Annotated in this window: 14 protein-coding genes and 1 pseudogene; 5 read left to right on the top strand and 10 right to left on the bottom strand. The window is 62.7% G+C overall.

Annotated features, from left to right (window positions below; translation table 11 throughout):
- Positions 1-1,980 carry an amino acid permease gene (locus tag P0M12_RS15550; RefSeq protein WP_078377438.1) on the top strand — a complete coding sequence of 660 codons (1,980 nt, stop codon included), beginning with the start codon at positions 1-3 and terminating at the stop codon, positions 1,978-1,980.
- Positions 1,981-2,466: 486 nt separating this feature from the next.
- Here the strand turns inward: P0M12_RS15550 and P0M12_RS15545 are convergent, their stop codons facing one another.
- The 3 genes from P0M12_RS15545 to P0M12_RS15535 all read right to left on the bottom strand — a co-directional run bounded on the left by P0M12_RS15545 (position 2,467) and on the right by P0M12_RS15535 (position 3,765).
- Positions 2,467-2,694, bottom strand: coding sequence for a hypothetical protein (locus P0M12_RS15545; RefSeq protein WP_228401845.1), 228 nt, complete (start codon positions 2,692-2,694; stop codon positions 2,467-2,469).
- Between the two features lie 223 nt (positions 2,695-2,917).
- A complete protein-coding gene (locus P0M12_RS15540) occupies positions 2,918-3,487 on the bottom strand; it encodes a recombinase family protein (RefSeq protein WP_228401844.1) in 570 nt (189 codons plus the stop codon).
- A complete protein-coding gene (locus tag P0M12_RS15535) occupies positions 3,484-3,765 on the bottom strand; it encodes a hypothetical protein (protein ID WP_228401843.1) in 282 nt (93 codons plus the stop codon). The genes P0M12_RS15540 and P0M12_RS15535 overlap by 4 nt, the downstream gene beginning before the upstream one ends.
- A 79-nt stretch (positions 3,766-3,844) precedes the next feature.
- On the opposite strand from P0M12_RS15535, the pseudogene P0M12_RS15530 reads away from it, so the two are divergent.
- A pseudogene (locus tag P0M12_RS15530) lies at positions 3,845-4,162 on the top strand (UDP-galactopyranose mutase); the annotation flags it as partial.
- Positions 4,163-4,270: 108 nt separating this feature from the next.
- On the opposite strand, the gene P0M12_RS15525 reads toward P0M12_RS15530, so the two are convergent.
- From P0M12_RS15525 to P0M12_RS15510, 4 genes are all read right to left on the bottom strand, one after another.
- Positions 4,271-5,464, bottom strand: coding sequence for an acyl-CoA dehydrogenase family protein (locus P0M12_RS15525; protein ID WP_228401842.1), 1,194 nt, complete (start codon positions 5,462-5,464; stop codon positions 4,271-4,273).
- 182 nt (positions 5,465-5,646) lie between these two features.
- Positions 5,647-6,465, bottom strand: a complete 819-nt coding sequence (locus P0M12_RS15520) for an SDR family oxidoreductase (RefSeq protein ID WP_277376540.1) — start codon at positions 6,463-6,465, stop codon at positions 5,647-5,649.
- The gene (locus P0M12_RS15515; RefSeq protein WP_277376539.1) at positions 6,458-8,260 is read right to left on the bottom strand and encodes a long-chain fatty acid--CoA ligase; all 1,803 of its coding nucleotides are present in this window, start codon (positions 8,258-8,260) and stop codon (positions 6,458-6,460) included. The genes P0M12_RS15520 and P0M12_RS15515 overlap by 8 nt, the downstream gene beginning before the upstream one ends.
- 31 nt (positions 8,261-8,291) lie before the next feature.
- Complete coding sequence (locus P0M12_RS15510) at positions 8,292-9,056, bottom strand: SDR family NAD(P)-dependent oxidoreductase (protein WP_228401839.1); 765 nt, start codon at positions 9,054-9,056, stop codon at positions 8,292-8,294.
- Between the two features lie 193 nt (positions 9,057-9,249).
- Here P0M12_RS15510 and P0M12_RS15505 point away from each other — a divergent pair, with 193 nt between their 5' ends.
- Genes P0M12_RS15505 through P0M12_RS15495 form a run of 3 tightly spaced genes read left to right on the top strand, consistent with a single transcriptional unit; the run spans position 9,250 to position 11,859 of the window.
- The gene (locus P0M12_RS15505; protein WP_277376538.1) at positions 9,250-10,482 is read left to right on the top strand and encodes a cytochrome P450; all 1,233 of its coding nucleotides are present in this window, start codon (positions 9,250-9,252) and stop codon (positions 10,480-10,482) included.
- Between the two features lie 19 nt (positions 10,483-10,501).
- A complete protein-coding gene (locus tag P0M12_RS15500) occupies positions 10,502-10,696 on the top strand; it encodes a ferredoxin (RefSeq protein ID WP_228401837.1) in 195 nt (64 codons plus the stop codon).
- Positions 10,693-11,859 (top strand): FAD/NAD(P)-binding oxidoreductase, encoded by a 1,167-nt coding sequence (locus tag P0M12_RS15495; RefSeq protein ID WP_277376537.1) that lies wholly within the window; start codon positions 10,693-10,695, stop codon positions 11,857-11,859. Before P0M12_RS15500 ends, P0M12_RS15495 begins: the two co-directional genes overlap by 4 nt.
- Before the next feature lie 290 nt (positions 11,860-12,149).
- Here the strand turns inward: P0M12_RS15495 and P0M12_RS15490 are convergent, their stop codons facing one another.
- The 3 genes from P0M12_RS15490 to P0M12_RS15480 are packed head-to-tail and all read right to left on the bottom strand — an operon-like array spanning position 12,150 to position 14,530.
- The gene (locus tag P0M12_RS15490; RefSeq protein ID WP_228401835.1) at positions 12,150-12,596 is read right to left on the bottom strand and encodes a thioesterase family protein; all 447 of its coding nucleotides are present in this window, start codon (positions 12,594-12,596) and stop codon (positions 12,150-12,152) included.
- Positions 12,583-13,737 carry a CaiB/BaiF CoA-transferase family protein gene (locus tag P0M12_RS15485; protein ID WP_228401834.1) on the bottom strand — a complete coding sequence of 385 codons (1,155 nt, stop codon included), beginning with the start codon at positions 13,735-13,737 and terminating at the stop codon, positions 12,583-12,585. The genes P0M12_RS15490 and P0M12_RS15485 overlap by 14 nt, the downstream gene beginning before the upstream one ends.
- 4 nt (positions 13,738-13,741) lie before the next feature.
- A complete protein-coding gene (locus tag P0M12_RS15480) occupies positions 13,742-14,530 on the bottom strand; it encodes an enoyl-CoA hydratase-related protein (RefSeq protein ID WP_228401833.1) in 789 nt (262 codons plus the stop codon).
- Between the last annotated feature and the right edge of the window lie 13 nt (positions 14,531-14,543).

Genomic DNA, 14,543 nt, shown 5'->3' with positions numbered 1-14,543 from the left:
GTGGTGACCGCAGCCGACAACGAGGTCCCGGCCGACAACACGGCTCCGTCTGTGAAACAACGCACCGAGGCCTGGCTGCTCGCGGACATCACCGAGGAACCAGCCGGACATCTGGGGCCACACCGGATGGCGCCGAAGAAGGAGAAGCGCCACCCGTGGTGGAAGGTGATGTGCCTGACGGGTGTCGATTACTTCTCCACTCTCGGTTACCAACCCGGTATCGCGGCACTGGCGGCCGGCACGTTGGCTCCCATCGCGACAGTCGTATTGATCCTGCTGACACTCTTCGGCGCTCTACCGGTCTACCGGCGAGTGGCTCGCGAGAGTCCGCACGGCGAGGGTTCGATCGCCATGCTCGAGAAGCTGCTGCCCAAGTGGCGCGGCAAGATCTTCGTTCTCGTGCTTCTCGGCTTCGCGGCCACCGATTTCCTCATCACTATGACGCTCTCGGCTGCTGATGCCACGGCGCACCTCGTCGAGAACCCTTTTGCTCCAACCTTTCTCTCCGGACACACCGTCGCCGTCACCCTGGTTCTGCTCGCGCTCCTCGCTGCGGTCTTCCTCCGCGGATTCACTGAAGCGATCGGTATCGCGGTCGGATTGGTCGCCGTCTACCTCGCCTTGAACGTGGTGGTCATCTCCGTAGGTTTGTGGCACATCGCGACCGCGCCGTCGTTGGTCACCGACTGGACGCGCGCCATGACCACCGAGCACGGAAACCCGGCGATGATGATCCTGATCGCGCTGATCGTCTTCCCGAAGTTGGCTCTCGGTCTGTCCGGCTTCGAAACCGGCGTCGCGGTCATGCCGCAGATCAAGGGCGATCCGCACGACACCGAACAGAATCCACGTGGCCGCATCAAAGGTGCGCGGCGCCTGCTCACCACTGCGGCGCTGATCATGAGCGGATTCCTGCTGACGTCGAGCCTGGTCACCACCATCCTGATCCCAGAAAACGAGTTCCAACCCGGAGGCGCTGCCAACGGTCGCGCGCTTGCCTTTCTGGCCCACGACTATCTGGGTGAGATCTTCGGAACTGTCTACGATCTCAGCACGATCCTGATCCTCTGGTTTGCCGGTGCGTCGGCAATGGCAGGGTTGCTCAATCTTGTTCCGAGGTATCTCCCCCGCTACGGCATGGCGCCGTCGTGGGCCCGAGCCGTGCGTCCGCTGGTCCTCGTGTTCAGCGTCATCGCCATCACTGTCACGATCTACTTCGACGCCGGTGTCGACGCTCAGAGTTCCGCGTACGCAACCGGTGTCCTCGTGCTCATCTCGTCGGCGACCGTCGCCGTTGCACTGTCCGCTCGTAAGCACGGTCAGCGAAAACTGTTCGTGGGGTTCAGTTTTGTCGCAGTTTTGTTCGTCTACACGACGATCGCGAACATCTTCGAACGTCCAGACGGTGTGAAAGTGGCGTCGTTCTTCATCGCCGCGATCATGGTGGTGTCCTTCCTTTCCCGGATCTCGCGAGCCTTCGAACTACGGGCAACCTCCGTCGAATTCGACGAGACCGCGCTGCAATTCATCGCCGAGGCAGCCGAGAAGGGTTACCTCGCGATGGTGGCGCACGACGTCGACCGTCTCGACGAGGACGAGTATCGGCAGAAGGAATCGCAGCAGCGCGCCGAAAGCAACATCCCGGAGGCGGAGTCGATCATCTTCATCGAAGTCAACGTCACAGACTCCTCCGAATTCAGCACCGACCTCCTCGTCCACGGCCGACAGCGCGGTGAGCACCGGATTCTCTGGGTCGACAGCCCTGCCGTCCCCAACACCATTGCGGCGGTTCTCCTGCGGACGAGAGACATCACCGGCGTGATTCCCGACGTCTACTTCGAGTGGACGGAGGGAAACCCGATCATGTACCTGCTCCGCTTCCTGTTCATCGGTGAGGGCGAAACCGCTCCCGTGACCCGTGAGGTCCTCCGCCGCGCCGAACCCGACCAGTCCCGCCGGCCACACGTCCACGTCGGTTGACGCGGCAAACGATGAGCAGAGGGTTGGTCCAGGCCATGCACCAGGGAAGATCGCACAGAAAGAAGTGCTGCGTGCCTATATTCAGGCGAAACTCGCGGATATCACATCTTGCGTGCGAGGCTCGCCCTGAAACCCATGCGATGGTGCGGATCTATAGGACGATCGGCCCCCGCTGCACCCACACGTCGAAGCGACTGGCTATCGCAGGTTCGATTCGTCTGTCACCAAGCGATAAAGAACGTATCCAGAAAACACTGTTATGGAGACGACGCAGAGTACGAGCATGATGTCGAAGAAGATAGTCATGTTTCCCCTCATGGGTTCGACCAGAATCGATTCGTTTATCCCCGCGAAAGTTTCTCCGTGAAAATGTCCTGTTCCGCAGCTCCAATCGTGTGAAGGCGATAGCGCCTCACCACCCGAGGCACGGCTCAGCACTACTCAGGGTGAGGGCTTGGCAGTGTCATGCGCTGCGCAAAGGGTCAATTACGATTCCTGATCCGCTGACACGAGGTCGCGGAAGTAGTCGGACAGACGGTGAGTGCCAGTCCGCTCGCCCACCGACTCACGTTGGAGCCCTTCGATGAAGAATCGAGCCAGCGACGACGGGCGCGGCCCCAGGCGATCCGCGGTCCAGATGACAGGCCGGACGAATCCGGCAGGGACCGAGACCATTCGGGGCCGCTTGTCCACCGCGGCGAACGCCAAGTCCACGATGTCGCGATACCTGTAGATGTCCGGGCCACCGACATTCCACTCACCGGACCCGTCCCCGACCGCTGAGTTGGAGGCCGCCGCACTGCGACTGCCCCGGAGAGAACACGAAAAACTGACCGCTGTCGCAGAAGAGTTCTTCGGGCACCTGACGGAATGAACTCTCTCCAGTTGGGTTGAGCTAAGCGAGTACCCGCGGGACTGAGCGATACCTTTGTCGCGTTCAGTCCTGGCGGACTTCCGATGTGAGTGCGCGACTGACGGAGGATCGGCCGACGCCGAGTGTCAAGGCGATGGCGTCGAGACTTCTCCCCTGCTCGCGCAGGGTGCGGGCAAGTTCGATGCGTTTGGGAATCATGACGGTGGGCCGTCCGCCGTGTCTGCATTGCCGGCGGGCAGCTTCGAGGCCGGCGTGGGTGCGTTCGACGATCATGCGGCGTTCCATTTGGGCAAGGGCCGCCATAATGTGGAAGAGGAATTCTCCACCTGCTGCAGTAGTGTCGAATTCTTCTGTGAGGGAACGGAATGCGATGCCACCTTCGCCAAGAGTGTGGACGGTGTCGATGACCTGGCGGATAGATCGTCCGAGCCTGTCGAGTTTCCAGACTCCGAGGACATCGCCGTCATGGTCGCGTAGGTAGTTCAGGCATTCGGCGAGTTGGGGGCGCTGCGCTGTGGAGCCTGATTCGTAGACGGTGAAGATGCGGATTGCGACGGCTTGGCGGAGTGTGTGTTGCTGCAGTTCGGGGTTTTGTTCGAGGTTGGACACGCGGGCGTATCCGATGATGCTCACAGTCTCGGTACTTCTGGTCTGCTGCTGTGTTGCGGGATGGTGCGGCTGTTCACAAGTTGGTAGTCGACTTCTGGACTCCAGTGGGTGTGGAACTTGATGGTATCGAGGTCGGCAAGTTCTCGCTCCGGAGCGGCCGGCTTTGGCGTGGAGCGGATCTCGAACGGCTGTGGGTCATGTTGCGGTGCTTCGGATTTGATCCGACTCGCCCAGGTGTAGGCCTGTTCGGGCATGGTGTCGTAGTGCTCGATCATGGCCTGCCAGCGCCCGGGAAGGGTCATGACGTTCTCGCGGGGCGCTGCGGCGATCGAGTCCGCGGAAACTTCGGTGACGGGTGTGATCGCGGGCCGCAGGACGTCGGAGAGCTCCTGTGCGACAGAGAAAGAAGATGAGCCGTACTACCCGATCAACACGCCTGATGATCGGGAAAAGCTCGATCGCTACAGGCGAGTGGCAAAGCAGGAAGCGTCCCAGTACAACGTCCTCTTCGGCGGCCGTGGTTGGAACAACAAATACCTCGACATGCATATGTCCATCGGATCGGCCCTCACGGTATTCGACAACAAGATCGCACCGGTCTTCGCCGACGAACGTCCTCTCGACGGACGGCACGCTGGATTGACCGCTCCCCGGCGCCAAACAACTGCACCCACTCCGGGCCACCTATTATCCGACTGAAGCCGGATCCTTCGGTAGTTGCGACGGCCACGTCGCCTGATGTCAGTTTCCCGTCCTCTCGATGGGTCCGGACTACATTTCTTGCAACGAGGGTTCCGCCAACCCGGATCAGACACGGTATGAATCAGGCAGTCTCCCATCGACGCCAACCTGTCTGATCATCGCTCCGGCTAAGTTCCGCTCATGGATCGGAGAGGATCCCTCGTAGATGCGCAACGCACGAACATCACGCCACATCCGTGGGACGGGATGCGGGCCAACAATGCCCTCGCCTCCCAGTAACTGTACGCAACGGTCGGCGACCCGGCTCGCCATTTCGGAACAGTACAGCTTGGCGGAAGCGATGCGGTGGCGGGGAATGACACCGACGTCGAAGGCTCGCGCACTCTCCATTGTCAGTGCACGCCCCGCCTCGAGGTCGGCGAAGCTGGCTCCGAGTGTCGCCTGAACCGCACCGAGTTCGGCCAGCGGGCCACCGAACTGTCTGCGGCCGTTGACATGTGAAGTCGTCTCTTCCAACATACGAGTGGCTTGGCCGACACAGGTCGCGGCGACATGCAGACGGGCGTGATTGATGCCGCGCAGTGCCATCGTCAGCCCCGAACCTTCAACACCTCCAAGAAGGTTCGCCGCGGGCACTTCGACACTGTCAAAGTAGATCTCGCCGACAGGCGCCTCTGCATGCCCGTTCATGATCGTGGGAAGGACCGTCCGCACGCCGGGAGAGTTGGCGTCTACGATGAAGGCTGACACTCCCGCGGCGCCATGTTCGGATTCGTCGGTGCGGGCGAAGACAATGAAGGCGTCTGCCCAGGCGGCGTTCGTGATGTAGCGTTTGCTGCCGTTCAGAACGTACACATCACCGTTGCGAACGGCTGCGGTGCGCAGGTGGGCTGCATCCGATCCGGCAGCGTCTTCGGTGAGGGCGAATGCCGTAACCAACTCTCCTGCTGCCATCGCAGGAAGCATCCGTAGGCGTTGTTCCTCGGTTCCGTGATCGAGGATGGCCTGCGAACACAGGCCGATCACCGTCGAGAAGCGTGACCGGTACACGCACGACGCACGCGTGAATTCGAAGGTGAGCTTCACCTGCTGTTCCATGGTCCATTCGAGGCCGCCGTAGGCACGGGGTATTGAAATGCCGAATAGGCCGAGTGCAGCCATCCTGTCGAGGATGCGGGCGGGCACCTCGCCCGCCGCAACCATCTCGTTCTCCGCCGGGACGAGTTCGTTGGCGGTGAAGTCGGCGATGGCCTTCAGATAGGTGGGGAACTCGTAGTTGAGGACCTCGGAGTCGATCATCAAAGAGCCTTTCGACATAGGTGTCCGGGGGGCAGGCAGGGTATCGCCGACGATTCGGGGGATCTGATTGCACTGCAGATGATCTGGTTCGACCGGCCCTTGGCGGTTTGTCGCGCTACGCGAATCGACATTCCGAGGGCGACGCGGTAAGGATTACGGACGATGAAGTCGCCGCCCGGTATTCACATTCGTTGTTCGTCGCGCGCAGCGCCGTTCCAAATGTCCTCTTGGCACATCAACGTCTCGCCGCCACCGTCCACGAATAGGGTCTGCCCGGTGATCCGCGTATTGGCCGGGCTGAGGAAGAATGCAATCGCCGGAACTATGTCTGTCGACTCGGCCCGTCCGCCGAGCGGCATCGGACGTGCTGCCATCACGCGAGCGACGTCCGCCGGAGTCCGATCACGGACGGTCATCGGCGTGTTGACCCATCCAGGCGCCACTGCATTGAGCGGGATGCCTGCGCCTGCCCATTCCGCAGTCGGAGCTGTGCGTCGTAGCCATCGGCCCGCTGCTCGTTTGCTGCTGGCATATGCCGTGTGCTCGGCGTCGCCGGGTAGCGCGTCGACCAGACTGACGGCGCGCCCCTCATTTCCGGCTAAGCAAGCTTCGACCACACCGTCGTCTACTGGGAGAAGGACGGCCCGCGATGTGATCAGCACCGCGCGTGGCGCATCGAGACGCAACAGAGGGCGTAGCCCCTCGAGGCTCGCGATCGCACCGAAGTAGTTGACCCGCACCGTCATGGCGTCCCGACGATGAACACCAGCATTGGCGACGATGCCATCGATGCCGTGCGGAGCAAGATCACGAATTGCATCGACAAGCGCGGCTCGGCCGGTCAGCGTCGCGAGGTCCACGCTGACGTCGACGCCGGCGAGGTCGACACCGATGACGTGATCTCCCTGGGCGCGGAGGTGTTTCGCTGTAGCGGCGCCGATGCCACTTGCGGCGCCGGTGACGACGATGGTGCGGCCTTCACCGAAATCGTTGTCAGGCATAGAGGGCGTCGATCTCATCGGCATACTTCTCGTGCACCAGTTTGCGCCGCACCTTGGTGGTCGCGGTGAGCTCTTCGCCGTTCGTGTCCCAGTACATCGGCAGCACACGGTGAGCGCGCACTTGCTCCACCCGCGACAACCTCTCGTTGCCTCGCGCAATTCCCTCGGCGACCTCGTTCATCACCTGTGGATCTTGGGAAAGCGTCTCCGCACGAAGGTCCGTGATACCGCGAGCGGACGCGAATGCAGCGACCTGATCGCGGTCAAGAACGATCAGCGCCGCGATGTGTGACCGTCCGTCGCCGACTGCGACAACCGAACCGGCAAGGGGACAAGCGAGTCGGAGCGCGTTCTCGATGTTTGCCGGGGCGAGGTTCTTGCCCGAGGAGTTGATGATCATGTCCTTCTTGCGGTCGACGATTCGGACGTAGCCGTCCTCGTCGAGGGTGGCGATGTCGCCGGTATGTAGCCACCCCTCCGTATCGACGGCCTCGGCCGTTTTCGCCGGGTCGTTGCGGTAGCCCCGCATCACGCCGGGGCTACGGAGCAGTAGTTCACCGTCGCCGGCGAGCTTCACCTCTACGCCGTTGCGCGCCTGTCCCACGGTGCCGATCCTGATCCGGTGAGGGTGGTTGGCGATGCCTGATGCCGCGCTCTCGGTGAGTCCGTAGACTTCGCAGACTGTCACGCCAAGTGCCAGAAAGAATTCCAGTGTTTCCGGCGCGATCGGTGCGCCGCCGGATGTTGCGTAGTACAAGGCGTCGACACCAAATCGTCTTCTCCACGTGCCCAAGACGCTCGCGTCCAAGGCTGTGTGCTCAGTCTCGAGCGCCTTGGGAACCGGTGCGCCGGAGAGTTCGAGGCGGACTTTCTCCAGACCGACTGCGAGTGCTCGCTCGGTTATGTCTCGTTCGGCTGGGGGCTCCGCGGCGATCGCATTTTCGATCATTGTCTTGAGCTTGTACCAGATCATCGGTACGCCCATGAAGGTCGACGGGTGCACCTCCGAAAATGCTGTCAGTACTGACCTTCCGTCGATTACGTCTGTCACCGTTGCCCCGGTCACCATCGGTAGGTAGTGCGCGGCGAATCTGTTTGCGAGGTTGGCGTCAGGGAGATACGACAGCACCCGCTCCTCTGCGTCGGGGGTCGTGAATTCCTCTTGCTGCGCCGCCCTGGTCGACGCGGAGTAGAGCAAGTTGGCATGGGCGATCTCGACGCCCTTGGGGTCCCCTGTCGTGCCCGAGGTGTAGATCAGCGCGGCCAGATCGTCGCGCGAAACGGCGCGCCATGACGCATCGAAGTCGAAATTCGGATCGGAGAGCGCGTAGAGCGCCTCCAGTGAGATCTGGTCGGCCGCAGCGTCGTCGATGCAAACCACGCGAGTACCCGGGTACTGCCCGGCAGCCGGGCGAACGACCTCGCTGAACTGCGCCTCACACACGACCACGCGGCTGCCGGCACTGCCGAACAATGAGGAGACCTGCTCGGCGGTGAAGGTGTTGTAGATCGAGTACGACCCCGCACCGAGATGCATCACTGCTGCGTCGACGAAGTGGAACTCCGGGCGGTTCCTCAACATGATCGCAACTGTGTCACCGGGGCGAACCCCGAGGCCCGCGAGACCGGCGGCGATGCGTCGAACCTGTACGTCATACTCGCGCCAGGTGAAGGTCCGCCCGTCCGCCCAGTCCCGCAGCGCGACACGATCGGGGTAAGTAGTGGCAGTGGACTGGAATACGTGACAGAGGCTGGGCGCCTGAGCGACCTGTCGCGTGGTCAGATGTGTGGGCACGTGAGGTCTTCCTTGATCGAGGGGTCGGGACTCATAGGGCATTCGGGGGCCAAAGTTGGAGTACCTGTCCCGACATGTGGGTCGTGGCGGGTGAGACGAGATAGCGCACGGCCTCGGCAACTTCGTCCGGTGTCCCGAGACTGTCGGCAATCTCTTTCTCGCGCTCGGGCTGTTCGCTGAGTCGCTTGCGCAGCCTGCCGGTCGAGATCAGACCTGGAGCAACGCAATTGACCCGAATCCCCTCCGCCGCCAGCTCGTTCGCAAGGTAACGGGTGTAGTGCATGACGGCTGCCTTGGTGATTCCGTAGTGGGCGTAGGTGCCCTGAGGGTTGGCGATCGCCCCAGTAACCGAACCCATTGTCACGATTGCGGGGTTGGTTGCTTCTCGCAGTGCCGGTAGGCATGCCTGCACGGTCGTGATCGTGCCGTGAAGGTTGCGACGCAGGACGTCGTCCAGCGCTTCCAGATCAATGGTGGCGGCGGTGTTTTCGGCGAGACCTCCGCTCCCACCACCGGCATTGCACACCACGGCGTCGAGTTGCGACCACTCTCGGAGGATCTGTTCGCCGAGCGCATTCATCGCCTCGACGTCGGTGGTACTTGCTTCGAGCGCGATGGTCGGCACTCCGATTTCGCTCAGCTCGTCGAGGACCGACCCGGCGGCCTCGCCGAACGCGCGGTAACCGTTGAAGTCGGTGTCGACGACAGCGACGGCGTACCCCTCACGGGCGAGGGAGAGGGCAATTTGTCGGCCGATGCCGCGAGCGGCGCCGGTTACGAGTGCGGTAGTGGACATTATTGCCTCCTAGGAGTCAAACGATCATTTACTTGTATGTGCTCCGACAGCAGGATGTCAAGAGGCTCAGGGAAAGTTGATGTAACAATTCGTTTGATATCTGTCGTTGCATTTTGGTCGAACAACAGCATAATAGAGTGCATAAGTGAATGAGATCTAGAGTAAATTCCACAACTCAGCCTCTGGAGTTTGTATGACACACGCAGTCGATATCCCCCAGTACCCGATGCCTCGCAACGTCGAGCGCTGCCCGTTCGATCCGGCAGAGAAACTGTTCGAGATCCAGCGCGTCGACGGACTACGACGGGTACGCATCTGGGATGGCACCCAACCCTGGCTCGTGACACGGCACGCCGACGTCCGCGCGGTGATGGCTAGCCCGCACGTCAGCGCCGACACCGACAACCCGGCATATCCGCACAGCTCCGCCGCGATCAAGGCCCGCCGAGCACGGGCGAAAACCTTCTTCACGGAAGACGGTGCCGCCCACGACATCCCACGCCGTGCACTGGCAAGGGACTTCACAGCCAAACGCATGCAAGGAATGCGCGAGGTCGTCCAGACCGTCACCGACCAGTGCATCGACGAGATGCTCGCAGGCCCGAAACCCACGGACCTCGTCGAAGCGCTCGCTCTGCCGGTGCCGTCGGTCATGATCTGCGAACTGCTAGGGGTGCCATATCACGAGCACGACCGTTTTCAGGTGCTCACCAAGGTGTTCACTGCAGCGACTTCCACGGCGCAGGACACCGTCGCAGCGGCAGAGGAGATGCTCGAGATGATTGCCGTGGTCATCGACGGCAAGATGGACAACCCCACTGACGACACCCTGAGCCGACTCGTCGTCGAGCAGCTGATTCCCGGACACATGACCAATGAAGAAATCGCACGGATGGGGTTGCTGCTTCTGACCGCAGGCCACGAGACGTCGGCGAACATGATTGCCCTCGGGACCGCAGCTCTGCTGTCTAATCCGGCGCAGGCCGCTCTGATCCGCAACTCCGACGACCCCGCAGTCGTCGCGGGCGCAGTCGAAGAATTACTGCGCTATCTCACGATCGTCCACTCCGGAGCCCGGCGCGTCGCAATCGATGATTTCGAGATCGCCGGCACCGAGATCCACGCCGGAGACGGACTGATCCTCGACTTCGGCACCGCCAACCGCGACACTGCCGCCTTCACCAGCAACGGCCACGGCGAACCCGACGACCTCGACATCAGCCGCCCCGCACGGCACCACCTCGCGTTCAGCTTCGGCGTCCACCAGTGCCTCGGCCAGCAACTCGCCCGCGTCGAATTACAGGTCGTCTACTCGACCCTGCTCAAACGAATCCCCACGCTCGCACTCGCCGAACCGCTCGAAAACCTCGAATACAAAACCGACATGTCCATCTACGGCTTGCACCGCCTGCCCGTGACCTGGTGAACGAAAAAAGGACCGCATGATGAGAATTCACATCGACGAAGACAAATGCGTAGGCGGCGGACAGTGTGTACTCGCTGCACCCGAAGTGTTCGACCAGCGCGATGAAGACGGCATAGTCATCCTGCTCCAGGATGCACCTTCCTCCGACCTCGCAGCGCAGGTGCACGAGGCCGCACTACTGTGCCCGGCGCTCGCAATAGTGGTCGAAGAATGACCATCGACCAGGTCGTGGTCGTCGGCGTCTCCGCAGCGGGTCTGACCGCCGCCGAGACACTCCGACGCGAAGGGTACACAGGCCGGCTGATGCTGATCGACGGCGACACACGGCCACCGTACGACCGGCCACCGCTGTCGAAGCAACTGCTGCGCGGTGAATGGGCCGAGGAGAAGCTCACGCTGCGCCCGCCCGCCGCACTCGAAGGCCTCGACGCCGACTGGCGACTGGGAGTGCGGGCCGAGCACCTCGACCTCGAGTCCCGCGAGATCGGGCTCTCGGACGGCTCCCGAGTAGGTTTCGATGGTCTGGTCATAGCCACGGGTGTGCGTCCGCGGACGTTACCGTTCGCGGACGGCCGCCGGGGCGTACACGTTCTTCGCTCCGTCGAAGACGCGCTCGCACTGCAGAGGGAAATGGTGCCTGGCGCCGCAGTCGTCATCGTGGGCGCGGGTTTCCTCGGTACGGAGGCCGCCGCGGTGGCCGCCGGACTCGGCTGCCGAGTGGCTGTGATCGACCCGCTGGATCTACCTCTGGAACGCCAACTCGGCCGGAGGATCGGGACGCGGGTCGCACAGCTGCACCGCGACCACGGCGTTCAACTTCTCGGCGGGAGCGGGGTTACCGACATCCGCGAGACAGACGGCCGTGTGAGAGCACTTGTACTGCAGGATGGTCGGGAAATTGCGGCGGACGTGGTGCTGATAGCGATCGGCGCCGAGCCAGTGACTGACTGGCTCAGCGGTAGCGGACTGGTCCTCGAAAACGGCCTTCACTGCGACGAATTCTGCCAAGCCGCCCCCGGGATAGTCGCTGCTGGCGACGTAGCGTCGTGGCAGCACCCGATCCTGGGCCGGCTCCGACTCGAACACAGGATGAACGCCACTGAACAAGGCATGGCTGCCGCACGGACTTTGTTGGGCGAACGTATACCGTTCTCGCCGGTGCCTTACTTCTGGAGCGACCAGTACGACGTGCGGATCCAGGTTTACGGCCGCCCCACCACCGCCGACTTCACCGCGGTGGAAGGATCCATCGACGATGGGCCGTTCGCCGCCGTTCAGCGCGACGAATCGGGTCGTATCACCGCCGTCGCCGGGTGGAACATGCCTCGCCGACTACGTGAACTGCGACAAGAACTTGTGAATCAACAGGCCGCGTAATGCCGACCGACTTCGGGTGGCTTCCGATGACGCATCCGCGCAGGCCACCCGAAGTGGAGTCGATCCGTGACAGGCTCCCGACTAACTCGGCTTACCTGCCCCTCGGCGTGAACAATACTGAGGACCGAACAGCCTGTTCTCCACAGGGAAACCGCGACATTCGGCCACACAGCTTGATTCGTGCCGAGTGGTTCGTCTTTGGCACACCTGCCGGATTAGCTTTCAGTCGACGACGCTGTAGTCGGGCTGGGTGAGACGCTGCTACCGTCTCGCCCAGCCCGACTACATCGCTACGAAAAAGATCTCAGCCGGTGGCGGAATTCGTCAGGCATCGGCCACGGCTTGCGGGTCTGTTCACCAACCAACACAATCACCGTTTCGGCGACCACCGCGGGATCGGCGGCAGCACACGTGCGAATGGAACTGCGCAATCGGAAGGACGTCGTACCGATATCGGACACCCAGAAGTCGACGAGAAGTGGCGAGGCCTGATACCAGAGTTCCCTGCGGTAGTCGAAGTCCTGCTTGCGCACCATGTGCCGCACATTCTTCGGGAGCGAATCGAGCAACCCGCCGGTGGAGGAGTGCAACGTCACCGGTCGACCGAGGTAGGCACGTCTCGCCTCCTCGACGATCCGTACCGACGCGACATTGTTGACGTGCCCCTCTGGACCCAGATCGTCGTACCGGACGGAGACGGACAGGGTCCGCACCCCCTCGAACTCAGTTGACGACATCAGCGGCCCGCAATTCGTCGATCCGCGCCGGCCCGACTCCCGCGGCCAGCAGCACAGCTCCGGTGTCGGCCCCGACGACAGGCGCGGCGACCGGTCGCGGTAGTGGCGTACCGGAGAATCTCGGCATCGGTGCAGGTTCGATGGTCCCGGATTGACCGACGAGAAATGTCTGACGCGCATGGTTGTGCGGGTGGTGGGGTGCTTCCGTCAGGTCGAGAACCGGAGAAAAGCTTGCGCCGCGTCCGTCGAAGATCGTCTCCCACTGGTCGCGTTCGTGCTGAATGAACAAGGCGGCGAGAGTCTTTCGCATGAGCGGCCACGCGGCACTGTCCGTCCGGTCCGCGAACGTCGGATGCCCAATCAGGCCCAGGACGCCGAGCATCGCGCGGTAGGAACGCTCGTCCCCGATACCGAGGGCGACATGGCGATCGTCGGCGCAGCGGTAGACGCCATAGCAGGGGTTACCACCGTCGATCCCGTTGGTGCCCCGTTCGACATTCCACCGGCCCGCATTCCAGAAGTCGTGCACCATCGCCATCATCATGGCGCTTCCGTCGACCATCGCGGTGTCGACAACCTGGCCCAGGCCGGAGTTGCGGCTGTTCAGAATGGCGCCGAGCACACCGAGCGCGAGGAATGTTCCGCCTCCCATGTCCCCCACCAGGTTGAGCGGCGGCACCGGCTCATCACAGGTACCGATAGCTCCGAGAACGCCGGTGAGAGCGATGAAGTTGATGTCGTGACCCGGATCCTGGGCGAGCGGCCCGTCCTGCCCCCAGCCGGTCATCCGGCCGTACACGAGAGCGGGATTACGGGCGAGCATCTCGTCCGGACCGACACCGAGTCGCTCGGCTACACCGGGCCGAAAACCTTCGATGACAGCGTCCACGCCACTGGCGAGATCCAGAACCAGATCGGCTCCGCGCGGGTCCTTGAGGTCGACCGTGATGGAGCGTTGGTTGCGGTGCAACACAGGGAAAGGGTTGTCCCGGCCAGCGTCGCTCGGTCGGTCGACTCGGATGACCTCGGCGCCCATGTCGCCGAGCAGCATCCCGGCGAAGGGCGTGGGACCGATACCGCCCAGTTCGAGTATCCGGACACCGGTGAGCGGACCCCGTGAGGTGACTGGTTTGGTGGTCATCGGGTCAGCTCACGAACTTCGGGACGCGCTTCTCGATGAACGCCAGCCGCGCTTCTTCGGCGTCCGGCGACGCCAGGCAGGTCGCGAATTGTTCGGCCTCGAGTGGCAGGTAGTCGCCGAGCGACAAAGTTGCCGCGGCCTTGAGGTTTCGCCGCGCAGCGGCAAGACCTCTCGGCGATTTCGTCGCGATATTGGCAGCGACCTCGCGAACCCTCGCCGAGAGTTGCTCGGGCGGCAGTACCTCGTTGGCCAGTCCCCATTCGACGATCTCCGCGCCGCGGATCTTCGGCGAGAGCAGCATCAGCTCTGCTGCCTTGGCCGGGCCGAGCATCCGCGAGAGCTGCCACGGCCCACCGAGGTCGCCGCCGAAGGCGACGTCGACGAAAGCCGTGCGCATCACGGTCGTGGTCGAGACGTATCGCAGGTCGGCACTGAGGGCGAACGACATGTTTGCACCGGCACAGCCGCCCTTGACCTCCGCGATGATCGGCGTGTTCATGTCGTGCATCTGGGTGATCAGTCGGGTGTAGTGCATCAATCCGGTCCGGCCCGAGAGATGGTCCCCCGGTGGGTAAGGCGCCGGCGTGGCACCGGCGTTGTCGCGCCCCACACCGAAATGGTCACCCGTACCGGTGAGCACGACGACCCGGACGGACGAATCCATCTCGGAGCGCTCGAGCGCGTCGAGCAGTCCGTCGGCCATTTCGAAGTTGAAGGAGTTGCGACGCTCGGGACGGTTCATCGCGATGGTCGCGATGCCGTCCTCGATAGTGAACAGAACGGTGTCGGTCATGGTTGTCCCTCCA

The organism is Rhodococcus sp. RCBS9 (genome assembly GCF_029457415.1).
GTDB lineage: Bacteria > Actinomycetota > Actinomycetes > Mycobacteriales > Mycobacteriaceae > Rhodococcus_F > Rhodococcus_F qingshengii.
The sequence above is the reverse complement of the archived record's forward strand: the minus strand, read 5'-3'. Positions and strand labels throughout refer to the sequence as shown.